General features: G+C 50.2%; 24 protein-coding genes, 1 tRNA gene and 1 pseudogene. 10 read left to right on the plus strand and 16 right to left on the minus strand.

Features of this window, described 5'->3' with window-relative positions; translation table 11 throughout:
* Positions 1–178 (plus strand): annotated as a pseudogene (locus BZG83_RS17130) (IS4 family transposase); the annotation flags it as partial.
* A gap of 71 nt (positions 179–249) precedes the next feature.
* Here the strand turns inward: BZG83_RS17130 and BZG83_RS10495 are convergent.
* From BZG83_RS10495 to BZG83_RS10505, 3 genes are all read right to left on the minus strand, one after another.
* A complete protein-coding gene (locus tag BZG83_RS10495; protein WP_077480422.1) occupies positions 250–861 on the minus strand; it encodes a hypothetical protein in 612 nt (203 codons plus the stop codon).
* 188 nt (positions 862–1,049) lie between these two features.
* Complete coding sequence (locus BZG83_RS17015; protein ID WP_077480441.1) at positions 1,050–1,289, minus strand: hypothetical protein; 240 nt, start codon at positions 1,287–1,289, stop codon at positions 1,050–1,052.
* Positions 1,290–1,407: 118 nt separating this feature from the next.
* Positions 1,408–1,920 (minus strand): DUF1851 domain-containing protein, encoded by a 513-nt coding sequence (locus BZG83_RS10505; protein ID WP_241825770.1) that lies wholly within the window; start codon positions 1,918–1,920, stop codon positions 1,408–1,410.
* Between the two features lie 254 nt (positions 1,921–2,174).
* Here BZG83_RS10505 and BZG83_RS10510 point away from each other — a divergent pair, with 254 nt between their 5' ends.
* Complete coding sequence (locus BZG83_RS10510; RefSeq protein WP_077480424.1) at positions 2,175–2,453, plus strand: site-specific integrase; 279 nt, start codon at positions 2,175–2,177, stop codon at positions 2,451–2,453.
* 239 nt (positions 2,454–2,692) lie between these two features.
* Here BZG83_RS10510 and BZG83_RS10515 read toward each other — a convergent pair.
* The 6 genes from BZG83_RS10515 to BZG83_RS10540 all read right to left on the minus strand — a co-directional run bounded on the left by BZG83_RS10515 (position 2,693) and on the right by BZG83_RS10540 (position 9,653).
* Positions 2,693–2,783: transfer RNA gene (locus tag BZG83_RS10515), tRNA-Ser, on the minus strand.
* 139 nt (positions 2,784–2,922) lie between these two features.
* Entirely contained in the window at positions 2,923–4,125 is a 1,203-nt protein-coding gene (fabV, locus tag BZG83_RS10520; RefSeq protein ID WP_077480425.1) for an enoyl-ACP reductase FabV, read from the minus strand.
* A 167-nt stretch (positions 4,126–4,292) separates the two neighbouring features.
* Positions 4,293–4,517: a hypothetical protein gene (locus BZG83_RS10525; RefSeq protein WP_077480426.1), complete on the minus strand. Its 225-nt coding sequence runs from the start codon at positions 4,515–4,517 to the stop codon at positions 4,293–4,295.
* 216 nt (positions 4,518–4,733) lie between these two features.
* On the minus strand, positions 4,734–7,034 hold the full coding sequence (locus BZG83_RS10530) for an acyl-CoA dehydrogenase (RefSeq protein WP_077480427.1): 2,301 nt from the start codon (positions 7,032–7,034) through the stop codon (positions 4,734–4,736).
* 192 nt (positions 7,035–7,226) lie between these two features.
* Positions 7,227–7,898, minus strand: coding sequence for a TetR/AcrR family transcriptional regulator (locus BZG83_RS10535; RefSeq protein ID WP_077480428.1), 672 nt, complete (start codon positions 7,896–7,898; stop codon positions 7,227–7,229).
* Positions 7,899–8,813: 915 nt separating this feature from the next.
* Positions 8,814–9,653 (minus strand): SDR family oxidoreductase, encoded by an 840-nt coding sequence (locus BZG83_RS10540; RefSeq protein WP_158011476.1) that lies wholly within the window; start codon positions 9,651–9,653, stop codon positions 8,814–8,816.
* A 322-nt stretch (positions 9,654–9,975) separates the two neighbouring features.
* Here BZG83_RS10540 and BZG83_RS10545 point away from each other — a divergent pair, with 322 nt between their 5' ends.
* The gene (locus BZG83_RS10545; protein WP_077480430.1) at positions 9,976–10,830 is read left to right on the plus strand and encodes a MurR/RpiR family transcriptional regulator; all 855 of its coding nucleotides are present in this window, start codon (positions 9,976–9,978) and stop codon (positions 10,828–10,830) included.
* Between the two features lie 178 nt (positions 10,831–11,008).
* On the plus strand, positions 11,009–12,454 hold the full coding sequence (gene pyk / locus BZG83_RS10550; RefSeq protein ID WP_077480431.1) for a pyruvate kinase: 1,446 nt from the start codon (positions 11,009–11,011) through the stop codon (positions 12,452–12,454).
* Between the two features lie 56 nt (positions 12,455–12,510).
* Here pyk and BZG83_RS10555 read toward each other — a convergent pair whose 3' ends face one another.
* Positions 12,511–13,125, minus strand: coding sequence for a GNAT family N-acetyltransferase (locus BZG83_RS10555; protein ID WP_069588905.1), 615 nt, complete (start codon positions 13,123–13,125; stop codon positions 12,511–12,513).
* Between the two features lie 34 nt (positions 13,126–13,159).
* On the opposite strand from BZG83_RS10555, the gene BZG83_RS10560 reads away from it, so the two are divergent.
* Positions 13,160–13,630: a methylated-DNA--[protein]-cysteine S-methyltransferase gene (locus BZG83_RS10560; protein WP_241825771.1), complete on the plus strand. Its 471-nt coding sequence runs from the start codon at positions 13,160–13,162 to the stop codon at positions 13,628–13,630.
* A 15-nt stretch (positions 13,631–13,645) separates the two neighbouring features.
* Here the strand turns inward: BZG83_RS10560 and tyrR are convergent, their stop codons facing one another.
* The 6 genes from tyrR to pspA form a co-directional block, all read right to left on the minus strand.
* On the minus strand, positions 13,646–15,187 hold the full coding sequence (gene tyrR, locus BZG83_RS10565; protein ID WP_077480433.1) for a transcriptional regulator TyrR: 1,542 nt from the start codon (positions 15,185–15,187) through the stop codon (positions 13,646–13,648).
* Positions 15,188–15,527: 340 nt separating this feature from the next.
* Positions 15,528–16,550 carry a YcjF family protein gene (locus BZG83_RS10570; protein WP_077480434.1) on the minus strand — a complete coding sequence of 341 codons (1,023 nt, stop codon included), beginning with the start codon at positions 16,548–16,550 and terminating at the stop codon, positions 15,528–15,530.
* Positions 16,551–16,561: 11 nt separating this feature from the next.
* On the minus strand, positions 16,562–17,953 hold the full coding sequence (locus BZG83_RS10575) for a YcjX family protein (RefSeq protein ID WP_077480435.1): 1,392 nt from the start codon (positions 17,951–17,953) through the stop codon (positions 16,562–16,564).
* Positions 17,954–18,048: 95 nt separating this feature from the next.
* Positions 18,049–18,441, minus strand: a complete 393-nt coding sequence (gene pspC, locus BZG83_RS10580) for an envelope stress response membrane protein PspC (RefSeq protein ID WP_077480436.1) — start codon at positions 18,439–18,441, stop codon at positions 18,049–18,051.
* Complete coding sequence (pspB, locus tag BZG83_RS10585; protein ID WP_069588893.1) at positions 18,438–18,668, minus strand: envelope stress response membrane protein PspB; 231 nt, start codon at positions 18,666–18,668, stop codon at positions 18,438–18,440. The genes pspC and pspB overlap by 4 nt, the downstream gene beginning before the upstream one ends.
* Positions 18,669–18,688: 20 nt before the next feature.
* Positions 18,689–19,354: a phage shock protein PspA gene (gene pspA, locus BZG83_RS10590; protein WP_069588891.1), complete on the minus strand. Its 666-nt coding sequence runs from the start codon at positions 19,352–19,354 to the stop codon at positions 18,689–18,691.
* 214 nt (positions 19,355–19,568) lie between these two features.
* Between pspA and pspF the strand changes: the two genes are divergently transcribed.
* The 5 genes from pspF to BZG83_RS10615 form a co-directional block, all read left to right on the plus strand.
* Positions 19,569–20,582 carry a phage shock protein operon transcriptional activator gene (gene pspF, locus BZG83_RS10595; RefSeq protein ID WP_077480437.1) on the plus strand — a complete coding sequence of 338 codons (1,014 nt, stop codon included), beginning with the start codon at positions 19,569–19,571 and terminating at the stop codon, positions 20,580–20,582.
* A 123-nt stretch (positions 20,583–20,705) separates the two neighbouring features.
* Positions 20,706–22,325 carry an ABC transporter substrate-binding protein SapA gene (gene sapA, locus BZG83_RS10600; protein ID WP_077480438.1) on the plus strand — a complete coding sequence of 540 codons (1,620 nt, stop codon included), beginning with the start codon at positions 20,706–20,708 and terminating at the stop codon, positions 22,323–22,325.
* Positions 22,325–23,287: an ABC transporter permease gene (locus BZG83_RS10605; RefSeq protein WP_077480439.1), complete on the plus strand. Its 963-nt coding sequence runs from the start codon at positions 22,325–22,327 to the stop codon at positions 23,285–23,287. Before sapA ends, BZG83_RS10605 begins: the two co-directional genes overlap by 1 nt.
* A complete protein-coding gene (gene sapC, locus BZG83_RS10610) occupies positions 23,274–24,161 on the plus strand; it encodes a putrescine export ABC transporter permease SapC (protein ID WP_069588887.1) in 888 nt (295 codons plus the stop codon). The genes BZG83_RS10605 and sapC overlap by 14 nt, the downstream gene beginning before the upstream one ends.
* Positions 24,161–25,033 (plus strand): peptide ABC transporter ATP-binding protein (locus tag BZG83_RS10615; RefSeq protein WP_077480440.1); only part of this gene is annotated, 873 nt, incomplete at its 3' end. The genes sapC and BZG83_RS10615, both read left to right, overlap by 1 nt.

Genomic DNA, 25,033 nt, shown 5'->3' on the forward strand with positions numbered 1-25,033 from the left:
AGGTTGGCATTATCACTTTCAAGCCAACACCATCAAGCATCGTCGCGTGCTCTCGATACCTCGTCTTGGTCGCGAGGTCAGAAACCATCGGCGATACCTGATTAAGCTAACCCAATATCAGTGGGCCATCAGGGAATATCAACGGCTAACGCATACGATGGGGCTCGGTCAATTATGAGGGGATCCGCCAGCGCCCGCGTAATAGGCGCGAGCTTGCGAGCGTCCTGATTGACGCGTTTGTTCTACGCTTCACTTTCTGCTGCCTAGAAATAGCTTCATTGCTAGACCAAATACCAAACCGCCACCTAGCCAAATGACTGCCTGAATGGCGATTGCGCTAGGGGTTAACTGATTTTGGAATATTTTTGGTAGCACCATGATGAAAAACATTAAGATTCCATAGGTTATACCCATTTTAAGCCAGTTAGTCTTCTTGGCTTCTGGARGTTCACTTGACATAACTTCGGCAAAGCGATCTTTTTCTTTCTCAAGCCATCTTGCCTCACCGAATATTTTGAACCAAATCCAGATTGGGAACGTTAAGGTAAGCAATATAAGACTGGTGATATTCCAAAGGCACGGTATTTTCCCGTGACACTCTGGGCATACATAGCCAAACCAGTGCCCAAATGAATTGCTTTTAGACCAGAGCCTACCAACATTTAACGCACCACATTCAGGGCACGGAACGTACTGCCTCTCCATTAATGGAGCATCGCTAGTTTTATCTATTAGAGTTACCTTAGGTATTCTCTGCCCAAGAATTAACTCATTGAATGCAAGTCCAGGGTTGATAATCCAATGGAGCAGTATTGGGTGCGGCAGCTTCCATACTTTGTATTTTTCTTTATCGAATTCCATGTTTACTCTCAACTTTATTCGTGGTTGACGTAGAACGCCAAATTAAGGTGTGAACAACGCTAACCACCTACCTAAAGCATTGTGTCATAAACACTAAACTTGCATGAAGTGAAAGCGCCGAGCGTTGTGAATCACCCTTAAATTTTATTGTTAGTTGTGAAACTTACCACCTGCCGAGATCTACAACCTTAATCTAGGTAGTCTGGTGTATGTAAGTTTGTACCGCAGACTTTGCACTTGTAATCACCTGAAGGCTCACCTTCCATTAACGCACTCGCTATTGCTGCAAATAAGCTAGAAAAGAAACCCTTAACTTCTTTTCCCGTGTCTTCACCAGATTTAGAGAAGCTTTCATACTTATGAAACGTCACCTTTTTGCAATTACAGCAGAACGCTTTGGTCTCTTCAGCGCCGTATATTTGAACCAACTTGATTATCTCCAACAACCTAATTTTTCACCCAGCAACTAACGCCCGGCACATGCRCCGGTTTGGAGCCGCGAAGCGGCGGAAAAGCGGTCGCCGTGCTGCCGCTTGTTATGCGGAATCAATCAACCACCCTGAGTTGAATTTCTGCACCATCAGGAAGGTCTTTAATCTGTTTTGCGAGATCACCTGAGAACCGAACAAGTTCGACAAGGGGGGCAGTTTTGATGTTCGAAATGCCGTATTCCCCTCCCAGCGCACCGGGAATGACGAGACAATACTTTCGGCCCTCTGAAAGTTCACCCAAGCTTTCTTTTGCTTGCTCAACCAACGCCTGCATATACCAATCTTCTAAAAAATCCTGGTCTTGAGACAATCGATCCAATTCGTCGCGATCGTTAGCCACTACCTCGCAATAGACATCCTCTGGACTAAGGCGCCAATACTTACCATCCGCATCTTCAATCATAAGATTGCCGAAATCGTTTTCGCCCACAATTGAGAGCGGTTCGATTCCGACCCAACCCCATGAATCTTTGACTTCCTGAATGATGCTCATGAATTCCTTACCGCATAACATTGTATTAGTGCGCGCGCTCGATTTTCCAAAACCGTTATACGCGCCTTTTTTCATCTAACTACTTATGATTAAACACATTTTTAACGCTTGAAGCAATCACCTTGTCTGCGAAAGTGTGCATGCCGCCTATCCCGGACAAGGCGTTCACACTATCCTCAAAGGCGAATTTTTAACTCATTGATTATATTTAACTAATATTTTGTCTTTCGGCGATAATGTGAATGTGTCTCGAAAAAGTGTGCACACTATTTGGCTTTCCTTACCGATAGGCTGTATGAATATACAGTCTTAGATGGAGGAAAAAGATCATGACCAAAAGTCCTTTTATGGCAAGCCTTCAGCATGAGATTAGGCGACGAGGCTATGCGATCAAAACCGAGAAAAGTTACTTGTACTGGGTGCGTCGATTTATCCTTTTCCATCATAAGCAGCATCCTACAGAGCTTAGTGACAAGGATGTAAAAACGTTTCTGTCTTATTTGGCGAATGCGCAGCAAGTTTCACCGAACACACAAAAGGTAGCTCTCAATGCATTAGCCTTTCTTTACAACCAGTTTTTAAACCAGCCGCTAGGTAAGATTGCGTAAAGCCTTAAATCGTGCGGTACAAAAGGCCCAATGGATTTGCTTTAACGTCCACGCTACCGCCCTTCGGTTGGCGGCATCCAAAAGACCATGTGAGGGAGATATTTAAGGAACGTAGATTACCAGAGCATGAGGAAGGTGTTTAGACAGAGGCGTCTAAAATGTTGGCAATGTCAGGATTTGCATGATTGCGGGGCAGAAAACGAAAAAAGCCGCTGATTTCTCAGCGGCTTTTCGGTATGTGGCGGAGGGATAGGGATTTGAACCCTAGAAGGGCTATTAACCCTTGCCGGTTTTCAAGACCGGTGCTTTCAACCGCTCAGCCATCCCTCCGGAACGCGGCGTATAATATGGGTTTCCTGTTGGCTTGTAAAGTAAAAAACCAATATTAGCGGTGCGTTTGGTCAGCTTTCAGCCAATAAAAAAGAGGCCAGCGTTAGGCTGGCCTCTTTGGTGTGTTTTTTAAACCGTTTTAGATGTTTTCGACATCAAATTCAACCACGGGGCTGATGTCTGCCTCGTAGTCTACGCCTTCAACACCAAAACCAAACAGTTTTAGGAATTCAGCTTTGTATTCTTTGTAGTCAGTCAGCTCACTGAGGTTATCAGTGGTGATCTGTGGCCACAAGTCACGGCAGTGCTGCTGAATATCGTCACGCAGTTCCCAGTCATCTAAACGCAGACGGTTTTCGCTGTCTACCTCTGGGGCGCTGTTATCGTCTTTATAGAGGCGTTGGGTGAACATGCGATGGATTTGCTCCATGCAACCTTCATGGACGCCCTCTTGACGCATTTTTTTGAATACCATGGCGATATAAAGCGGCATAACTGGAATAGCCGAGCTCGCTTGAGTGACCACGCTTTTCAATACGGCGACGTTGGCACTACCACCTTTTGTCGAGAGCGTATCGTTCAGCGCTTTTGCAGCGCGATCGAGGTCCATTTTCGCTTTACCCAGCGCACCTTCCCAATAGATAGGCCAAGTGAGCTCGGTACCGATATAGCTGTACGCCACGGTTTTGCAGCCTTCGGCCAATACACCAGCGTCGTTCAGCGCGTTAATCCAAAGCTCCCAGTCTTCACCGCCCATCACGGTGACGGTATCTTGAATTTCTTGCTCGGTAGCCGGCTCGACACTGGCTTCAATGATTTCATCTTTGTTGGTGTCAACGGCGGTTGAGGTATAGGTCTCACCGATTGGTTTGAGTGATGAGCGCACCAGCTCGCCGCTGTCAGGTAGCTTGCGCACTGGCGAGGCCAGCGAATACACAACCATATCGATTTGACCCAAATCTTGTTTGATCAAATCAATGGTTTTTTGCTTAGCTTCATGCGAGAACGCATCGCCGTTCAGGCTCTTGGAATACAGGCCTTCTTGCTTGGCAAACTTGTCGAATGCGGCAGAGTTGTACCAGCCAGCGGTGCCAGGCTTTTTCTCGGTGCCTGGTTTTTCAAAGAACACACCAATGGTTGCCGCACCGCCACCGAAAGCTGCCGCAATGCGTGAGGACAAGCCATAACCGCTGGATGCCCCTACCACCAAGACACGCTTAGGCGCATTGGCAATCGGGCCTTGCGCTTTGGTGTAGTCAATTTGTTCTTTTACATTGGCTTCACAGCCGATCGGATGGGTGGTCGTACAGATAAATCCGCGAATTTTAGGTTTGATGATCATATTCAACGTCCCTCACAAAATTGAGGCTAAGGATAATTACTAACGCCGACCTATGCATCCCCTTTTGCGGAAAAATGACGAAAATATCCAGTGGTTGGAGGTGTTGCAGACAAGATTAGTGGACGAGATCGCGATCAGCGCCACCGAAATGGCGCAAAGACGCGCCCTTAACGACGGCGGTTAAGCGGCCAATACATAAACCAAGAGGCATAAGGATTCGGCGAGATGAATTTATCATTGTCTTGCGCGTTTTCTTTATTGCCACTTTGCTCCCACGCATTCGAGAAAATGTGTTGGCCCCAGTTAAACGCAATGTTACCGGTTAAGCCAAATTTAGGGCGTGTTGGGGTTGAGCTCGCGTCTGTATCTCGTGGTTGATGGGTTTTACTCACAGTGACTTACCTCTTTAGTTCGATACGCTTGATCGATGTTGGCGTCTTGCCATCACGACACTGCAAAGGACCATAATAAGTAAAAAAGAGCAGACTTGCACCATTTGTGTGACATTAATCACACTGGTTGGTGCGATCATGGTAAGTCGCTGTCTCATAAAAAAGCGCCTGCCGAAGCAAGCGCTTTTTGTTCTCATGGTGCGGTTTTCTTTGCAGTTACGCCGCTTTGTTTGGGTTCGGCTTTTTAATCGCACCACCTTCTAGCTGGCTAGAGGCAAACCACTCCGCTTTAAAATCATCAACTTGCACGGCATATGCACGTAGTGCATCAGCCTCAAGCAGTTTCTCTCGTGCTTGCGCGGTAATGATGTTTTGATCCACGGCCTGCTGTGAGCGATCAGCCAAGCTGGCTTTCCCGTCGATTTGTTTCGCTTTTGCGGCTTTGATCAACGCCTTGTCGGTATCGCGTGATTCCCACATAGCTACAAAGGCACGCTCCATCACGGCAACAGGATCTTCAGGCTTGTCACCCACATAGCAAATGTGTGTCCAGCGATCGCGGTCCGCACTTGGTGTCATCAGTTGCTCGGCAATTTGGTTGAGCAATTTGTCCGATGGCATTTTGTAGTGCATGCCCAACGGGAAGAGAAGTACACGTAAGCTGCGACCCACACCGTTACGTGGGAAGTTGTTAAATGCGCCATCAAAGGCTTTTGCACACTGAGCTAAACAGTATTGCAGCGCATAGTGCACCATTGGCAAATCAGCACGCGGACGTCCTTCATCTTCAAAGCGCTTCAGTACTGCAGAAGCCATATAAAGATGACTTAACACATCACCCAAACGGGCTGAGAGCATTTCACGGCGTTTCAGCTCACCGCCGAGGGCCAACATGGCAACATCGGTGGTCACGGCCAGTGCTCGGCTCATTCGTGTCAGATGACGGTAGTATTTTGCCGTTTCGCCACTCACTGGCGCGCGATTGGTCAGGGAGCCGGTTAGCGCGTTAACTAAGCCCAACACACTGTTTTTACTCGCGTGACCGATATGTTTGAACAGCAATTTATCGAACGCTTGCGCACCCGCTTCTTGGTCAGGGTTCGCCGCCGCTTCCATTTCTTTGAGTACGTATGGATGACAGCGAGTCGCCCCTTGACCAAAGATCATCAGGTTACGGGTCAAAATGTTGGCACCTTCTACCGTGATCGCGACCGGAATCCCAAAGTAGTGATGACCAATATAGTTAAGTGGCCCCAACTGGATTGCACGCCCAGCATGGATATCCATGGCATCGTTTAAGATGGTGCGCGCCAGCTCTGTCATGTGGTATTTCGAGATCGCGGTAATAATTGCAGGCTTCTCACCTTTGTCGAGCGCCGTGGTGGTCAACGTGCGGGTCGATTCGAGCAAATAGGTCAATCCGCCCATCCGTCCTAATGCTTCGGCTACTCCTTCAAAGCGACCAATATGCATCCCGAACTGTTTACGCACATAGCTGTATGCACCCGTGGTTCGGCTAGCCAAATGGCCCACTGCCGTACCCAACGCCGGTAAGGAGATACCGCGCCCTGCTGATAAGCATTCCACCAGCATCCGCCAGCCGCGGCCGACATAATCTTTGCCCCCGATCACCCAATCGATAGGGATAAAGACATCTTCGCCCTTGGTAGTACCATTCATAAACGCCATGTTGAGCGGGTTATGGCGATCACCAATTTCAACGCCGGGATGATCCGCAGGCACCAGCGCACAGGTGATCCCGAGCTCTTTTTTCTCGCCGAGCATGCCGTCAGGGTCGTCCAGTTTAAATGCCAGACCAACCACAGTGGCCACCGGCGCGAGAGTAATGTAACGCTTGTTCCAGCTTAAGCGAATACCCAGCACTTCTTTGCCCTCGTATTCGCCCATGCACACCACGCCACGGTCAGGAATGCTTCCCGCATCCGAGCCGGCTTCTGGGCCTGTCAGGCCAAAACATGGCACTTCACGGCCATCCGCTAAGCGAGGCAACCAATAGTCACGCTGCTCTTGGGTACCATAGTGAGTCAGTAGTTCACCCGGCCCCAAGGAGTTTGGCACCATCACGGTCACTGCGGCACTTAAACTACGAGTGGCAATGCGCGATACAATGGTCGAGTTGGCAAGTGCCGAGAACGCGAGACCGCCGTATTCTTTGGGGATAATCAGTGAAAAGAAGCGCTCTTTTTTGAGGTATTCCCACACTTCTTCCGGCAGGTCTTTTTGCTCTTGAACGATTTTAAAGTCGTCGAGCATCGCCAGCAGCGTTTCCAGCTGGTTATCGATAAAGGCTTGCTCGTCTGCGGTTAGCGATGGCTTGCCGTACTGGTGTAGGGTTTGCCAATCTGGCGAGCCGGAGAACAACTCGCCGTCCCACCATACGCTACCGGCTTCCATCGCCTCACGCTCGGTCGCTGATAGCGGCGGCAGTACCTTTTTGAAGAAAGAAAACGCTTTATCACTAATCAGTGATCGACGCATTGACGTTTGAGAGCTCATGATTCAGGTCCTTTTGTTGATCATGGTTGCACTCTTTTTGGTGTTATTGTGCGACCAGAACGGGTTTTCACTTGGCACTTAGGGTGCCGCTTACGGGTTGTTACAACAGCGCGATGCACGGCTTAAATACCATCGCTGTTTGACTGTCCCTTGCGCTTATTTTTTCGCCATCAGCCCAAAGGTAATCGTGCGTTACTCTGCGGCAAATGCCACGATGTTATCTTGCGACGCTTGTCTTGGTTTGGCGTTCATCCCTGCAGCTAGATACGGAATAAGTCGGTCAACGATCGCTTCTGAATCTAACGTGCGTCCAAAATCGTTTTCGGCGATGTCGCGCAATGCCTCACTCGACGCCATAGTGAAAATCGCCGCGCCCAAGGTGAAATGTAAGTGCCAAAAAACCGCCTCTGACGTAAGGTCTGGATTGGCTTTGCGGACCGCTTGATTGAACAATGAGAGCACATGCTCATAGCGGGTGGTAATAAACCAACGCAGGTGGCCTTGCACATCACTATAACCACGTCCAATCAGCTGCATAAATGTCGCGGCGCCATGCGGGCGATACTTATCAAGGGCAAGCACAGGTTGTTTTACACAGGCAAACACTTGTTCCATCGTGCAATGGGGCTCACTAAGCAGCGCTTGCAGTTGCTCTCCGAGTGCGGGCATAAAGGCCTCGAGATAACGGCTTAATACCGCCCGAACCAGTGATTTTTTATCCCCAAAATGGTAGTTCACCGACGCGAGATTAACGCCTGCTTTGCCGGTAATCGTTCGAAGTGAGGTTTCCTTGAACCCATGCTCGGCGAAGAGTTGCTCCGCGGCATCCAGAATTTTTGCTTTGGTTTCGCCTCGTCCTGCCATTTTCATTCACCTGTATTAAACGCTTGTTTAACTTTATAACGCAATGTCAGTTTTAACAAGATAGAAACACGCCATCATCACATGAGTAACATCACATTCCTGAATATCGAGCGCGATAGGTTCATCGGTGTTATGAGCTAGACGCGTGGTAGGCACTGTTCCAAGCGACACTCGGCCATGTATTTGGGCGACTTACCGTGGCAAAGAGGAGCCACTCGAAACCGGCTAGAACAAGGGCACAAGTCGATAGCGTATGGTGGTTGGTAAAAAATAGGACGATGATTTCTGCTGCTAGCTCTCGCTATGACACTGAATGTTGGGGGCAAAAGAGCAACGTCAATATACAACGAGGAGAAAAAGGCGACTTTTTGTGCAAAATTGGGAACCCTTTCGCAATACTGGCGGTCACACTCTGTGCCACTGCTTTTTCTAGAAGACTTTTCTTCTACGCCCACTCGCTCGTTGCTTGTGGGCTTTTTTATGTGCGTGCACTCAATCAGCGCCGCATCAACATGCTGACTCGCCACGCTAAGTCGGGACGAGACAAAAGAACTATTGCCATTCACCTCCTCTAATGCACGCTTTTTTGTGAGAAAAATCACAAACTAATCGCGTATTAATAAATAATTGCCACTTTTTCTCAACCTAAGGAACTTCTTCAATTTCGCCCAGTCCTAATGGGTGCATCGGTAAGAAATGCCTTATCTCCCTCAGCGATTGAGGGCGCAWGATTTCTCTTTCTTYCCGACCTGCTGCTGCTTTTTCTACTCACTTTAGAGTTTGTTTGTCTCTACCTTTATTTTTTGCCCACCTTGTGTGGGCTTTTCTTTTTTTAGCGGCGCTAACCGCTTTTGACCTTTGCTTATTTATCTTGGGCTTATTTATCTTGGGCGCACTTATCTTCGCTCACCGTGTTTAATCAGGGCTAACAGCACCATTGGCAATCATTTGGTAGGGCGAGCCATATCGCAACGTCAAGCCAAGGGCCTTTAACGTCTGTGAGGCATCAATCCATTTTCCATCACCCGCACTGACGGTAAATTGCGGCGGCGTTAGGCCCATTTCCCGTGCGGCCCACGGATAATACGTCGCTTTGGGAGGATGAAGCTCTGCACACAGGTGAAAGGTGTGTCCCCATTGTTGCTGATGAATAATGGCAGTAATGGTGCTGATTACATCCGCTCGGTGCACTAAATTGACTGGCTCATTGGCACCCGCCAAGTCGCTCCGCCCTGCCAATGTTTTCGACGGATGACGGTCTCCACCAATCAATCCAGCCAGACGCAGCACGGTAGCGGTATCGCCATAATGGGCACGAAGGTGCGCTTCAATCCCGTGGTGTGCCTGTCCAGATGCAGTCTGTGGTGCCGGCGTCGATTGTTCTGTCACCTGCCCTTTCAAATCACCATACACTGAGGTGGTGCTAATAAAGAGGACATGCTTAACCTCAGCGGCAAGCAATGTGTCGATAAATGCGGTCATAGCCCCTTGATAGGCATTGAAGTCTGCATTCCGCCGTCCGGCAGCAATGTTGATTACGACCATATCGCAGCCAAGTAAGGATGCCGCGGAGGTGTAATCGGGTTTCATCACATCAAACGGCACCACGTCGCACCCAAGCGTCTCGCTGAGCGCCCGTGCATCAGCCGCATCACGCTTTGTCCCTACAACTTGATGGCCCGCAGCCAGTAACTGTTTGGCCAAGGACGTGCCTAACCAACCACAGCCACAAATACCTATTTTAAAACCCGTCACAGTCACTCCTTTTGTTACGTAATTATTTTTCAATGTAATGGATAACAACGCCTTTATTTCGCCTATTCTGGTCTATTATTTATTTCACGCTGTAAATATATTCCGTGATCCTGAAAGGAAATAACCAAAAGCGTGAATGGCGACAAAGTTTTCATGCTCGAATGGTCATAATAATGTCATTAGCAGGCGCGAGAAGATAGACTAAATGCCACGAAACGGTAGTCAAAAACCGTGTTGATATACGTAGTTAACATCGAATTTGGATCGTGGATAACGTCACGATTGTTTTACATTCTGGTCACGAACTTAAGCGGTAACTCGAATGAATACTCTGGAAAAAATACAAAAAAATCTCGAAAACTTCAGCAAATCTGAAAGAAAAGTTGCTGAGGTGATTGTTGCCTCACCACAAACAGCGATCCACTCTAGTATTGCCACACTGGCTAAGATGGCGGATGTGAGTGAGCCAACCGTGAACCGCTTCTGTCGCCGACTCGACACCAAGGGTTTTCCTGATTTTAAATTGCACCTTGCGCAAAGCCTCGCGAACGGGACACCCTACGTCAATCGTAACGTAGAAGAAAACGATGGTGCTGACGCTTATACCGCTAAAATTTTTGAATCCACCATGGCCTGCTTGGATGTCGCGAAAAACAGTATCGATACCCACCAAATTAATCGCGCGGTGGATTTACTGACCCAAGCCAAAAAGATCGCCTTTTTTGGCCTTGGTGCATCGGCGTCGGTTGCGCATGACGCACAAAACAAATTTTTCCGCTTTAACATCCCCATTGTTTGCTTCAACGACATCGTAATGCAGCGTATGAGCTGTATTAACTGTAACGATGGGGATGTCGTGGTGGTGAYCTCGCACACTGGCCGCACCAAAAGCTTGGTGGATGTGGCGAACTTAGCGCGCGAAAATGGCGCGACGGTTATCGGCATCACCCAGCGTGACTCACCACTGGATAAAGTGTGTTCACACACCATTCAGCTTGATGTCCCGGAAGATACCGACGTCTATATGCCCATGGCGAGTCGCGTCGTGCAAATGACCGTCATTGATGTGCTCGCGACTGGCTTCACGCTTCGCCGCGGTCCCGGGTTTAGAGAAAACTTGAAACGTGTGAAAGACGCGATTCGCGATTCACGCTTTCACAAAGAGTCGTTGACTTAATACGCAGGAGTGCCCACGGCACTCCTTTTTTGTGTCACACGATCGACGCTTTCCCTGCGCTACACTGGATGCAATGTGCTTGGTTGCACGTTGAGCTTCATGATGTTTTTGCTGTTGCACCTCACTATCCAGGTCTATGCGTGGTCTGGGCGTAGCCCAATGAAAACAGGAGTTAAACATGTCTGCAAAACTGAGAAGAACCAAGATAGTTACAACACTCGGCCCTGCCACTGATAAAGATGATGTGTTAGAAGCGGTGATTAAGGCAGGCGCAAACGTGGTTCGCCTCAACTTTTCTCACGGCAGCGCAGAAGATCATATTAAGCGTGCCGAACAGGTCCGTGCCATTGCGGCCAAATTGGGTCGTCATGTCGGTATTTTAGGCGACCTACAAGGGCCGAAAATCCGTGTATCGACCTTTAAAGACGGAGCAATCCAACTGGCCGTTGGTGATAAATTTACCCTAGACGGTGATTTATCACCGGGTATGGGTGATCARGATGCAGTCGGCCTCGACTATAAAGCGCTTCCTCAGGATGTGACCAATGGCGATATCCTGTTGCTTGATGACGGCCGAGTTCAACTCAAAGTGTTGGCGGTAGACGGCGCGAAAGTGCATACCGAAGTGACGGTCGGTGGCAAGCTGTCGAACAACAAGGGCATCAATAAAAAAGGTGGCGGTCTATCGGCGCCGGCACTGACTGAAAAAGATAAACAAGACATTCATACCGCCGCCAAAATTGGCGTGGACTACTTAGCCATTTCGTTCCCGCGCAACGGTCAAGATATGAATTACGCGCGTACCTTGGCTCGCGACGCAGGTCTTGAGGCGCGATTGGTCGCCAAAGTTGAGCGTGCTGAAACCGTGGCAAGCGAAGCAAGCATTGATGACATCATCGAAGCATCAGATGTGGTGATGGTGGCACGTGGCGATTTAGGTGTTGAAATTGGCGACCCTGAATTGGTGGGGGTCCAAAAGCAATTGATTCGCCGCGCCCGTAGCATGAACCGTTTGGTGATCACAGCAACTCAGATGATGGAGTCGATGATTTCGGCGCCAATGCCAACGCGTGCGGAAGTGATGGATGTGGCGAACGCCGTCCTCGACGGAACAGATGCCGTCATGCTTTCTGCGGAAACCGCTGCGGGGCAATACCCCGTAGAAACCGTTCGATCAATGGCCGAAGTCTGTATGGGGGCGGAAAAAATGCCGTCCGTCAATGTGTCGAATCACCGTCTGGATCGTCAATTTGATAGCCAAGAAGAAACGGTTTCGATGGCGACCATGTATGCGGCGAACCATATGAAAGGGGTGAAAGCCATGGTCTCGTTGACCGAGTCGGGCCGAACCGCCTTGATGATGTCGCGTATTTCGTCAGGTAAACCTATCTTCGCGCTCTCACGTCACGAGCACACACTCAACCGTGCCGCGCTGTATCGGGGGGTCACACCGGTTTACTTTGATAGTGATAGCGGAGCTGGCCTGCAAGTTGCTGAGCGCGCACTGCAAACCCTCAAAGAAGGTGGCTTCTTGGATGAAGGGGATCAGGTCATTATGACCCAAGGTGACCAAATGGAAGTGATCGGCTCAACCAATACGATGCGTGTTCTGACCGTGAAATAATCAAGGCTATCAGACATGACCAAGGGCGCTGCGGCGCCCTTTTTCTTCACCAACCGTTAGCCAAGAGAGGTCGCGTTTTGCGTGCTCTCAGGACGAGGTGGCTGCCAACGCGGATTAATGTGGGCCATTAAGATATGATCTTCCCAGTGTCCGTTAATCAGCAAGTAATCGCGCGCACGCCCTTCACGCTCAAATCCAACCGCTTCTAACACCTTGGCGCTTTTTTCATTTTTCGGCATATAAGAGGCGCAGACGCGATGCATATTCACGTTATCAAACAGCCATTGGTTGGTGGCTGATAACGCGCGCCGCATAATTCCCTGCCCTTGAGCGAGCTCATCTAATGAGTAACCCACCGTGCATGAGTAAGACGGATACTGCATCATGCTGGTGTAGGAAATCACGCCTAACACCTGTGGTGACGTTGGCTTCGCGATTAAAAAGTAATAAGCCAGCTGGTGTTTTTGCAGCTCCATCAATTGCAATACGCGGCGTTTCCAGCCCTGCTCGGTATAAAAACCATCGGTGCGTGTCGGCTCCCACGGGGTCAAGAAAGTGCGATTACGTTGGAAGTATTGAACAATACGCGTCACGTCTTCGTGACAGATCGCATCAATCCGTAAATCATCGACAATGATACGCGGGAAACGGCTTATACTGGGATCAGACATTCTGTGGTTCCGAACGATTATGTTTTTTGACTGCATGACAACACCGCTAGGGCAAATCAGCTTATTAGCGGACGAACACGGACTAAGACAGCTGACCTTGTCGGTGTATCACCCCTTTGAGCCCAGCCGTGAGTGGCAACATGACCCAAGAGCACTCCACCGCTACAAAACGCAGCTGTTCGAGTACCTCTCAGGGCAACGGGCTGAATTTTCACTGCCCTTGTGCCCGGAAGGCAGCCCGTTTCAATGTCGTTTGTGGCAGCAAATACAGCAGATATCCTATGGTGATACCTGCACCTACCGAGAATTGGCCGCTGCACTGGGCGAGCCACATATGCTCAGTGCTGTATCGATGGCCTGCAACATGAATCCGATTCCCATCATCATTCCTTGCCATCGTGTCCTTAACGAGGATCACCAAGTGGGTGATTACCGTTATGGCGCTGAGCTCAAGCATGCCTTGTTAGCTCTTGAGCAAGGCGAGCCCCTAGAGGGGCCCGCTTAGTTCGCGTCGGGCTAACTACTTTTTGCCAATCCCGTAATCACGCAGCTTATTCGCGATCGCGGTATGCGACACGTCCAAGCGCTTGGCAAGTTTTCGGGTCGACGGATAACTCCGATAGAGATTATTTAAGATCCCCGATTCATATCGCTTCATGATTTCATCCAGCGAACCATCCAATGACTCTTCACTGATGAATTGGGTATTTTCGATCTCTGGTAACTGAACGTCGTCGATCGTCATCACTTCTGCGTCAATTTGGGTCATGGCATGAAGCAAAATATTGCGGAGCTGACGAATATTACCCGGCCACGCATAATGGGTCAGATAATCAGCCAGCGCGCTATCAATCCGTGGCTTAGATTGGCCTAAATCGGCGGCAAACTGTTTGATAAATAGTTCAGCCAAAGGCATGACGTCCGCGGTACGCTCGCGCAAAGGAGGCACGGTCAACGACAAGACATTAAGCCGATAGAACAAGTCTTCACGGAATTGCTGCGCCGCGACCAGTTCAGGCAGATTCTTTTGTGTCGAGCAAATCACGCGCACATCAACGTGCATTTCACGCTCTTCGCCAACGCGACGGAAGGTGCCATCTTGCATGAAGCGCAATAATTTCACTTGCAGATGACGGCTCATTTCGCCGACTTCATACAAGAAAACTGTCCCGCCATCGGCTTGCTCAAAGATCCCTTTTTTGGCTGTACCGCCATTTTCCGCCGCCGCCATACCAAATAATTCGGTTTCGGCGGCGTTATCCGGCATAGACACACAGTTGACCAATAAGAACGGCTTGTCCGCACGCAGCGAATGGCGATGACAGGCTCGAGCGATCATCTCTTTACCGGTGCCCGTTTCACCTTGGATTAATAATGGCGCGTCGAGCATGGCAAGCTTTTTCGCTTGACTAATCAGCTGTTTAAACTTGTTAGATTGGCCTACCAAATGCTCAAAACCGTGATCGCTAGGGGTACGGAACACGGTTTGTGGCGTATTGTTCATTGCCACTTGCTTGAGCTGGACAACGGCGCTGACCAGCACGGGCTGATCACTCTCATCGTTAATGTGAACCGGCATCACTTCCATCAGAAAGTCGAGCCCGGCCATCACAACCATGCGGCAACTTTGGCTTGCTTCTTCTTTTTCTAACCAGTGAGAAAATTGAAAATCAGGGAACACACTGTTGGCGTGCTCGCCCACTAATTGATGCTCGCTTGAGCTAATCAAATCCAGTGCCGCTTTATTGGCCATATCGATATAACCATCGAGGTTAATCGAGAACACAGGATCAGTCAGACTTTCGAGCAGAGCGCGCAGTTCACGGTGCTCGCGTTCGGCAGGCAGAAACTGGATTTTACGCACATCGGTCACGCCTGAAATCAAACGGATTTCAGACATCAGTTGGCTAAAGGCTTCGAATTCAATTTCAGGGCAATTGAGGTAGATAATGCCGACTTGGTCGATCTCGATACCACGCAGGTCAATTTCACGTCGTACCAAAATATCGAGTAGTTCGCGCGTTAGCCCGATTCTGTCTTCACAACAGACTTTCAGTCTCATAATGGATTCCTGTAACTTGACAGTGATACCCAATACCGGCTCGTCACATCGTTGGATGAGTGGGTTAAAAACACGGCACTCATCAGTCAGTTAGGTAAGAGGTCAAACAGTTTATCTGTCGGAGCCGAATTAGCTGTCAGGATAAGTTGACACTGAAGCGGAGTTTGAGCGGGTTGGCGGAAACAGTCAAGCCCTGATGCGATTTTTGCCACCTGATATCACGTTTGTAGCACATCACCCGTTTAGGTAAATTTTTGATTATAAAGTTGAATTACCTAACAGATCTTAAAGCCTTTAGAGCCCTTGGCGTCGCGACGAGTTCGCGGCCAAGGGCGACCCATTACGACGCTGAGCGTTCAGCTTTGCCCAAAAGCCGTTTAACTAACTCGCGACGAAGTTGTGACAAACTCGGAGCGGGCTGGCCATGCCAAGGCAGCGGACGCATCAAGGTCATGGTTTTAAGACCCAAGCGTGCCGTCAGCAGTCCTATTCCCAAGCCTTGCGCTACGCGTCCTGACACGCGACCGGCCATATTCACCGACAGGACATCAAATCCCACATCGGTCATCGCCTCACTGGCGCCTGCCAAAGCCATATTAGTTAGCACCATTTTTAGCAAAGTGAAGCGTGCTTTGACGCCTAATTGAATACCGTAAATCTGCGCAATCCGAGTCATTAGGTGCAAGTTGCGCCAGGCCACCAGCAACATATCGGCAATCGCAAGTGGGCTGACCGCCACCATAAGTGCCGCTTCTTGCGCGTATTTGGTCACTAATAACCGCGCGGCTTTATCTTGGTCGGTTAACACATTTTGCTCATACAGGGCCAACACCTCGCCATCGTTATGCGTGGCCGAGATTTGGCTTTGCCAGTGGGCAAACCCTGCAGTATGGGTTTGCTGTGTGCGCTCAGCCAGCGTCCGACAAAAGGTCTCTCCCTGCCCAACCGACTCAGAAGCCAGTAATTGCTCGGCATATTGGCGGGTTTGTTCGCGCTGCACTAACTTACGCATGGCTCGCCACTCACGGCCCAGCACCGCAAGCCCAGTCGCGGCCACCGCCACCAACAAGCTTTGCCACGCTAAACTCAGCCAATCTTGCGACTGCCACGATTGGTACACACTCACACCGGATTGCACAACCGCCAAGAGCACGCCGAGTAACACCAAAAAAGGCCACACACGGCGACGCCTACGCGTAGGAGTCAGCGTCGTTTCCAGATCCGATTCGAGTGTCGACGTGGCTTCAGGCAAAAAGTCAGCCTGTGCATCAAATTCAGCACGGTGTTTCACATCATGAAAGGCACTCGCCTCATCATTATCGCCATGATGAGTAAACGTCTGCTTGGGTTTATATTGCGTCATCTCATCCTCTCTTATCGAAATTTATCGCCGAGCAAATAGTCGAGCGCTTTGTCCATGCGGATATGTGGCAACGGCGCATCCAACGGCACACGAGGCGGCCTAAATGATGGAAAATCAAAGCCTTGATGTTGCCAAAAATCCGCATCGGGAAGCTGGCTTGGCACATCGCCCGGATACAGTGTCACCCCCGAGCCGTCGTCCAATTCGCCTTTCAGTGCAGCGTGTTGGGTGCCTTTGACATCAACGAAACCGGGCGTCGTTGCCGCCACGGATGCGACACTTTGGCAGCGCATCTCTATGCCTTCGAAAGCCGCTTGTTGCCATGCTTGGTGGACAATTTGTTGCAGTAAGCTGACCATATTCGGATGTTGTTCGGGCGTAACGTGATCGGCTTTGGTTGCCGCAAACAAGACTTTATCGATCCGCGGGGAGAACAGCCGTTTGAGCAATCCAGATTTACCATATTTAAAGCTCTGCATTAATTGCTCAACSGCCAAACGCATATCGTGAAAGGCATCCGGCCCAACATTGAGCGGCTGCAACGTATCGACCAAGATCACTTGACGATCGATCTTAGCGAAATGCTCGCGGTAGAACTGAGCGACCACGTGCTCACAATAATAGTCATAACGTGCCTTGAGTAAGCCATAGTTGGTGTGCTTGTCCGCTTTGGCTTTGATCTCGTCAGTTAATGCACCCATCCAAGGGAAGAACTGCACGACCGGCGCGCCGGCTAATTCACCGGGTAACACGAACCGTCCCGGCTGAACCCAATGTAGGCCACCATGCGCTTTGCAAGCATGCAAAAACTCAGTAAAGCTTGCCGCGACCTCTGCCAATTGTTTTTCATCTGCCGGCGCAAGCGGGTCCAGTTGAGCCGCTTTCGCTTGCCACGCCTTGGCAAGTTCCGCGCGTTTCCCCGTCAACATGCTGGTCTGCTTTTGCGACCATTGGGGGTAACTTTGGCTCAGTAAGGGTAAGTCCAACAACCATTCGCCCGGATAATCGACAATATCGACATACAAGGTAGCCATGTCATTCAACGCGCGCATGGCGGCAGATTGAGGGCGATAGCGCACGGCCACTCTCACCTCACTCACATCTCGCGTTGGCGAGGGCCACGTCGGCGGTGTCATTTGCAGGGCATGCATGGCGTTTTCATAATCAAACGCGGGAAGATGCATGTGAGGGTGWGGCTCACGACGTGCGCCTAGCGCGCGCCCTTGCTGCACCAGTTGCAGTAACGGCAAATTTGGCTGGGTGCCTAAATGGGTCAGCTGATTAATGAGTGAGGTAATAAACGCGGTTTTACCCGCGCGAGATAAACCGGTTACGGCGAGACGCACATGGCGGTCAGCCCCGCGGCTCACCCACTGCTTTACGCGCCTTTTCACTGATGGCATCGGTTAGATTGACTCCTTCATGACCACGCTGCCCCGAGAGAAATTCGATGGGACAGCGTGAATAGGTTCTGTGTAGCTGTTAGGCCATAAACGCTTTACAGCTTTTTAAAGGCTTGGTCGACATTGAATGCCGAGGAGGTGACATAAGCTTCCATCTGGCCAACTTTTGCTTCCATCGCGTTAAACTCGCGATCGAGATCCGCAATCAGTTGGCTCGCCGGCTTTCCCGATTGCCACGCCTTTTGTTTCACCTGATGTTCAGGCTGCGGTGTCGCATCGGGTTGTGCATCAGGCTGGATCGGCTTTTTATCGAGGATCAACATCGCAGCGATATACGCGACAATCACAAAAAAGCCAAAACCAATCAGAAACGCAGAAACCGTCAAGATACGTACCAACCAGGTTTCCATGCCAAAGTAATTGGCAATGCCAGCGCACACACCGCCAATGCGTCCATTTTCTGGGTCACGATACAGGGTTTGACTCATGCGCGTTGCCTCCATTGGGGTGCTTCAGCATCGAGCAAACGCTCGAGGTTATCGACACGGGTCTGCAGCTTTTCAGCGCGCTGCGCGAGTGATTGCAGCGTTTCATAATCTTGTCCACTCAAGCCTTGCCCAATTTGACGCTTACTACGATAGTGCAGCATCAGCCACAACGGGGCGACAAATAGCAAGAAAATCGCCAGTGGTATGCCTAAAAAGAATGATGACATGTTCGCTCCTATCGTGGTCGTTATTGCTTATCGTTCATTTTGGCTTTTAATGCAGCCAACTCTTTTTCAATTTCATCTTGAGCTTGCAGATCGGCAAACTCATCTTCGAGTCGCTTGCCTTTGCCCATTTGATAGCTGTCTGCTTCCGCTTCTAGTTCGTCAATACGACGCTCATATTGTTCAAACTTTGCCATTGCCTCATCAGCACGGCCGCTTCCTAAGTGGCGACGCACGTCACGACGATTTCCGGCGGTTTCACGTCGAATAGCCAGTGACTGCTGACGCGCGCGGGTATCCGTCAGTTTGGTCTCAAGGGCAGCAATTTCACCACTCAGCTTATCGACACTTTCTTCGATTAAGCTTAACTCTTCTTCCAGCGCGACTTTGATATCATGCGCTTTTTGTTTTTCGATTAATGCCGCGCGCGCCAAATCTTCCCGATCTTTTTGCAGCGCCAAGGAGGCTTTATCTTGCCATTCTTGGAGCTGGCGATTGACGTTTTCAATCTTACGCGCCACTTCTTTTTTATCCGCGAGCGCTTTCGCGGACGATGTGCGTACTTCGACCAGCGTGTCTTCCATCTCTTGAATAATAAGACGGATCATTTTTTGTGGATCCTCTGCCTTATCTAACAGCGAATTGACGTTAGCATTTACGATGTCGGCGAAACGAGAAAAAATACCCATCATAGACTCCTTAATAATGCACCCAAGCAGTAGATTACATGCTCATTGTGCCTGATYCGTCTGAGCGCCATCGCTCAGCCATAGTTTGCTAGCCAATGTATAATCAACTAACGTGCCAACTTTTTAATCCTTATATTTCAGATACTTAAAATTTATTGCATCCTGCCATCAAACGCGCCATGATGAACAAAACCACTATTTGGTAAAAATCGCCATGCGTGAACAAGACAATTTAATCGGAGAATCCGATCGCTTTTTAGCCGTGTTGGACCACGTCTCGCGGCTCGCGCCATTAAATCGTCCCGTGCTGATCCTTGGCGAACGCGGGACTGGCAAGGAGCTGATTGCTCAACGCTTGCACTACTTATCACACCGCTGGTCTCAGCCCCTCGTCAGTTTAAATTGCGCCGCATTAAGTGAAGGCCTGATCGATTCTGAGCTGTTTGGTCACGAAGCGGGAGCCTTCACTAGCGCCAAAGGGCGTCATGCGGGTCGCTTTGAGCGGGCCGAAGGTGGCACCTTATTTTTAGATGAAGTCGGCACCGCCCCCTTGGGCGTGCAAGAAAAGCTCCTTCGCGTGATTGAGTATGGCGAATATGAGCGTGTGGGAGGATCTCAGCCCAAGCAGGCGGACGTGCGCTTGATTTGTGCCACCAATGAAGATCTTCCCGCGATGGCTACCCGTGGGGACTTCCGGCCTGATCTGTTAGACCGCCTCGCATTTGATGTGGTCCATTTGCCGCCACTGCGTGAGCGGCGACAAGATATCTTATTACTCGCCGAGCATTTTGCTCTAAAAATGGCGGTTGAGTTAGGCTATAGCTACTTCGCCGGTTTTTCTGCCCAAGCCCAAGCGCAACTACTTGCCCACCCTTGGCCTGGTAATGTACGCGAGCTTAAAAACAGTGTAGAGCGCGCCTTATATCGCCACAATGATCCCGATACGCCGGTTGAATCACTGTGTCTGGACCCGTTCACGCCACCTTGGCAAGCCGAGATAACATCACCACTTCAGACCAATTCGGCGGCCGACAATCAAGGCGGGACGCTCCCTGCGTTACCGGTAGATTTGCGGGAGTGGCAAACCGAGATGGAAAAGGCCATGCTGATGGCGGCGATGACACAGGCCAAATATCATCAAAGAAACGCCGCGCAGTTACTCGGCCTCAGCTACCATCAACTCAGGGGGCTGTTACGGAAACACAATGTGGGCAACAACGAACAATGATGTAAGCCAATACGTACATCACTGGGAAAATGATACGCGACATTGCCCTTACTTTGCTTGGTGGTAAGGCCGTTTCGGTGGTAGATTACGGGGTTTACTTTGATAGCTGATTTCACTTGGTTTATGCGCGTTTTCATCCAATTTTTGATCCTTGGGGTCAGCGGCTTGATCCTCGCAGGCTGTGATGCCTCCACGGACCAACGTGCGGCCGACAATCGTGGCTTTGTTTTTTGTGGCCCGGGCCAGCCCACCACGTTTAACCCTCAATTGACCGACGGCGGCCTCACGGCCGATACCTTATCGAGCCAGCTTTACGATCGCCTTTTGCGTCTAAACCCTAAGACGTATCAGCCCGAACCCATGTTGGCGAAAAGCTGGGAAGTCAGCGAGGACGGTAAAACCTACACGTTCTCTCTGCGACGGGGCGTTGCGTTTCATCGCAGTGTGCAGTTTACGCCGTCACGCTACCTCAACGCTGATGATGTGGTCTTTTCATTTCGCCGTCTCATCGACAACAATCATCCTTACCATCCTGTCTCCGGTGGCCAGTACCCTTGGTTTGATAGCATGGACTTCTCGGGGTTATTAACAGACGTAAAAGCCTTGGATACTTATCAAGTTCAATTTACGCTCTCACGCCCTGATGTGTCTTTTTTATCCACTTTGGCAACCAACTTTTCGGTGATCCTCTCGAAAGAGTATGCGGATCAACTTCTTACTGCTGGCACCCCAGAAAAGCTAGATACCTATCCGGTCGGTACTGGCCCATTTGCACTGGCAGAGTTTCAACCACGCGAGTTTATTCGCTTGCGTCGCCATTGGCAGTATTGGCAGGGCCCAGCACCCATGGAGCAAGTGGTATTTGACGTCTCAACGCGTGGCACAGGCACCTTAGCAAAAATGCTGACTGGTGAGTGCGATGTGCTCGCCTCGCCGGTTGCTAGTCAATTGCCTGTGGTCGTCGATGACAAGCGTTTTCATTTGTCATCTCAAACCGGCATGAACGTCGCCTTTATCTCCTTGAATACGCGCCATCCAGCCTTGTCTGAAGTGGAAGTGCGTCAAGCGATTAACCTTGCCATTGATCGCAATGCCCTACTCAGCTCGGTGTATTACGGCACTGGCGCTCCGGCTACCAGTTTGCTGCCGCCCATGTCGTGGGCTTACGATCCCAACAGTCAAACCGAATACAACCCGAAATTGGCCGCCGCACTCCTTGCTAAAGCGGGCTATCGCCAAGGTTTTAGCGTTGATTTGACCGTGCCAATGAAACCCACCGCTTTTAACCCGAGCCCGCGAAAAACGGCGGAGCTGATTCAAGCCGATTTAGGGGCGATTGGTATTCGCGTCAATATTATTCCGGAGAAAACAGTCAACCGTGTGGCTATTCGCGAAGGCGATGATGCGCATGACATGGTGCTGACCGGCTGGGTGGCAGACAATGGCGATCCGGACACCTTTTTACGTCCACTACTGACATGCAATGCAAAGTTTACTGGCTGGAATATGTCAAACTGGTGCAACCGCTACTTTGATCAAAAACTCAATGAAGCGATTGCGACGGAAGATACCGAGGCGCGCAAAGCCTTGTATATCGAAGCACAAACCATTTTAAATCGTCGTATGCCCGTCGTGCCTTTGGCGCATGGCATTCAACATCAAGTGCGTGACGCGAGCCTAAAAGGCTTAACCATGACGCCGTTTGGCACCGACAGCTTTGCTGACGTATCTCGGGGGCGCTAATGCTGATTTATACCTTACGACGCCTCAACCTGTTCCTAATCACCTTGGTGATCCTCACCTTGGTTGGCTACAACATTATGCTGTTGGCGCCTGACTCAGTGTGGCATGGCTTTGATTACTGGGTTGGCTGGTTATATTACCTACGCCAATTAGTGGAGGGACATTTAGGCATGGCCGCTAACGGCGAGCCGGTAATGGTCACCCTCGCGCATGTCGCCCCAGCTACTTTGGAGCTATGCTTTGCCGCATTGGTGATAAGCTTTGTGGTTGGCGTGCCGCTCGGCACCTTAGCGGGCCTGCGCAGTCAAGGGCCAACAGATAAGCTGATCTCATCGCTCGCGGTGGTGGTTTTCTCAATTCCCACCTTCTGGCTGGCTATTTTGTTTATCATGCTGTTTTCGCTCGACTTACAGTGGTTTCCTGTTTCTGGGCGCTATAACCTGTTGTATGAGATCCCTCATATTACCGGTTTTGCGTTGGTGGATTTATGGCTGTCGGATTTACCGCTTCAGGGCAAAGTCGCCACTGACATCATGCGCCATCTCGCCTTGCCCACGCTGACGCTAGCGGTGGTGCCCACCACGGAAATCATCAAAATGGTGCGCAACTCCATGGCACATGTGATGAGCCAAAATTACATCAAAGCCGCCGCGACTAAGGGCCTGTCTAAAACCGAGATCGTGTTGCGTCATGGCATGAAAAACGCCATTCCACCCATTATTCCTAATTTTGGTTTATTGGTATCAACCATGGTCACCTTCGTGATCATTGTGGAGTCGGTATTTAACTGGCCGGGCATTGGTCGTTGGCTATTAGATGCCCTGATCGCAAAAGACTACGCGTCTGTTCAAGCCGGTGTCCTCGTGATTGGTGGCTTTGTGTTACTGATAAATATCATTTCAGATGTTGTGGGTGCGTTTATGAACCCTCTGGTAAGGAAGGAATGGTATGCCCTCAAATAATGTCTATGTCGAGCAGCATATTCCCACCCAGCTCGAGCGATCGTGGGCGGCATTTCGTCGTAACAAGCTGGCCGTGATTGGTTTTTGGTGCCTGGTCGGCTTGATCTTGGTGACGATATTCGCTCCTTTATTAGCGCCTTGGAGCCCACAGCATCAAACCGGTCATCTGTTGATGGCGCCGTCTTGGGTGCAATCGGGTCAAATCGAATACTTCTTGGGCACAGACGATCTAACCCGCGATATGCTTTCTCGCCTGATTGCCGGCTCACGCTTAACCTTTGGCTATGCACTGATGGTGGCAATTGGCGCGGGCATTGTCGGTGTGGGCATTGGGGTGCTAGCCGGCATGACGAAGGGGCTAAAGTCGAGCTTTTTGAACCATATTCTCGACAGCATCCTCTCGATTCCTTCGCTGTTGCTTGCCATCATTGTGGTCGCCTTTTTAGGGGTGGGAGAAATGCAGGTGCTACTTGCAGTCTGGCTCTCTTTGATCCCTCGTATTATTCGTGCGGTGTATACCGCCGTACACAATGAGATAGAGAAAGACTACATCATTGCCGCGCGCCTTGATGGTGCCAACGATTTTTATCTGCTCTATCACTCCATTTTCCCGAATATGGCGGTGGTGCTGAGCACTGAAATGACCCGAGCGATTTCCGTCGCCATTCTTGATATTGCAGCATTGGGCTTTTTGGGCCTCGGCGCCCAGCCACCCGCACCGGAATGGGGTGCGATGCTGGGCGATTCAGTCGAACTCATTTTTACCGCGCCTTGGACAGTCACACTCCCGGGAATGGCCATTGCGTTTAGCGTTTTGGTTGTTAACCTTGTTGGTGAAGGGGTCAGCCAAGCTATCAACGCAGGAACAGAATAATGCCGTTATTAGATATTCGTCACCTGACCATTGAAATCGACACGCCGCAAGGGATGGTGAAAGCGGTTGACCGTATGAGCCTAACCATCAATGACGGCGAGATCCGCGGCTTAGTGGGTGAATCTGGCTCAGGAAAAAGCTTGGTCGCCAAAGCCATTTGTGGGGTTACCAAAGATAGCTGGCATGTGAGCGCCGACCGGTTACGATTAGGTAATATCGATTTACTTGAGCTTCCAGCACGAGAACGTCGTCATGTAGTCGGTAAAGACATTGCGATGATCTTTCAAGAGCCCTCGACCTGTTTAGACCCCTCTGAGGTCGTCGGGCATCAGCTGGAAGAGGCCATTCCGCCTGCCTCGTTTTCAGGTAGCTGGTGGCAACGTTTAAACTGGCGCAAACAGCACTCGATTGCCTTATTGCACAAAGTGGGCATCAAAGATCATAAACGGGTGATGGACAGCTATCCGTATGAACTCACCGATGGGGAATGCCAGAAAGTGATGATTGCGATGGCGATTGCCAACCGCCCTCGCCTGTTGATCGCTGATGAGCCAACTAACGACCTCGATCCTATCACTCAATCGCAGATTTTCCGGTTACTCAGTCGCACCAATCAGCTTTCTAACACCACCATTTTGCTGATCAGTCACGACTTAACCTTAGTAACACAGTGGGCGGATCGTATTACCGTGATGTATTGCGGCCAATCGGTTGAATCAGGTAACCGTGAGCAAATACTTACCACGCCGCATCATCCCTACACGGATGCTTTGCTGCGTGCGATGCCTGATTTTAGTCAAGATATTCCCCATAAAAGTAAATTGGAAACATTACCGGGCTCGATTCCTCCGTTGCAGCACTTACCGATTGGT

Origin of the sequence: Salinivibrio sp. PR919 (genome assembly GCF_001995355.1) — a bacterium.
Classification (GTDB): domain Bacteria; phylum Pseudomonadota; class Gammaproteobacteria; order Enterobacterales; family Vibrionaceae; genus Salinivibrio; species Salinivibrio proteolyticus.

Coding starts and splice junctions, on each gene's coding strand:
- BZG83_RS10605 (WP_077480439.1), top strand. CDS start 22,325: ATGCTGATTTATACCTTACGACGCCTCAACCTGTTCCTAATCACCTTG.
- BZG83_RS10505 (WP_241825770.1), bottom strand. CDS start 1,920: ATGAAAAAAGGCGCGTATAACGGTTTTGGAAAATCGAGCGCGCGCACT.
- BZG83_RS10535 (WP_077480428.1), bottom strand. CDS start 7,898: ATGGCAGGACGAGGCGAAACCAAAGCAAAAATTCTGGATGCCGCGGAG.
- pspC (WP_077480436.1), bottom strand. CDS start 18,441: ATGAGTCAAACCCTGTATCGTGACCCAGAAAATGGACGCATTGGCGGT.
- BZG83_RS10570 (WP_077480434.1), bottom strand. CDS start 16,550: ATGACGCAATATAAACCCAAGCAGACGTTTACTCATCATGGCGATAAT.
- BZG83_RS10510 (WP_077480424.1), top strand. CDS start 2,175: ATGACCAAAAGTCCTTTTATGGCAAGCCTTCAGCATGAGATTAGGCGA.
- pspF (WP_077480437.1), top strand. CDS start 19,569: ATGCGTGAACAAGACAATTTAATCGGAGAATCCGATCGCTTTTTAGCC.
- BZG83_RS10555 (WP_069588905.1), bottom strand. CDS start 13,125: ATGTCTGATCCCAGTATAAGCCGTTTCCCGCGTATCATTGTCGATGAT.
- fabV (WP_077480425.1), bottom strand. CDS start 4,125: ATGATCATCAAACCTAAAATTCGCGGATTTATCTGTACGACCACCCAT.
- sapA (WP_077480438.1), top strand. CDS start 20,706: ATGCGCGTTTTCATCCAATTTTTGATCCTTGGGGTCAGCGGCTTGATC.
- pspA (WP_069588891.1), bottom strand. CDS start 19,354: ATGGGTATTTTTTCTCGTTTCGCCGACATCGTAAATGCTAACGTCAAT.
- BZG83_RS10530 (WP_077480427.1), bottom strand. CDS start 7,034: ATGAGCTCTCAAACGTCAATGCGTCGATCACTGATTAGTGATAAAGCG.
- tyrR (WP_077480433.1), bottom strand. CDS start 15,187: ATGAGACTGAAAGTCTGTTGTGAAGACAGAATCGGGCTAACGCGCGAA.
- pspB (WP_069588893.1), bottom strand. CDS start 18,668: ATGTCATCATTCTTTTTAGGCATACCACTGGCGATTTTCTTGCTATTT.
- BZG83_RS10560 (WP_241825771.1), top strand. CDS start 13,160: ATGACAACACCGCTAGGGCAAATCAGCTTATTAGCGGACGAACACGGA.
- sapC (WP_069588887.1), top strand. CDS start 23,274: ATGCCCTCAAATAATGTCTATGTCGAGCAGCATATTCCCACCCAGCTC.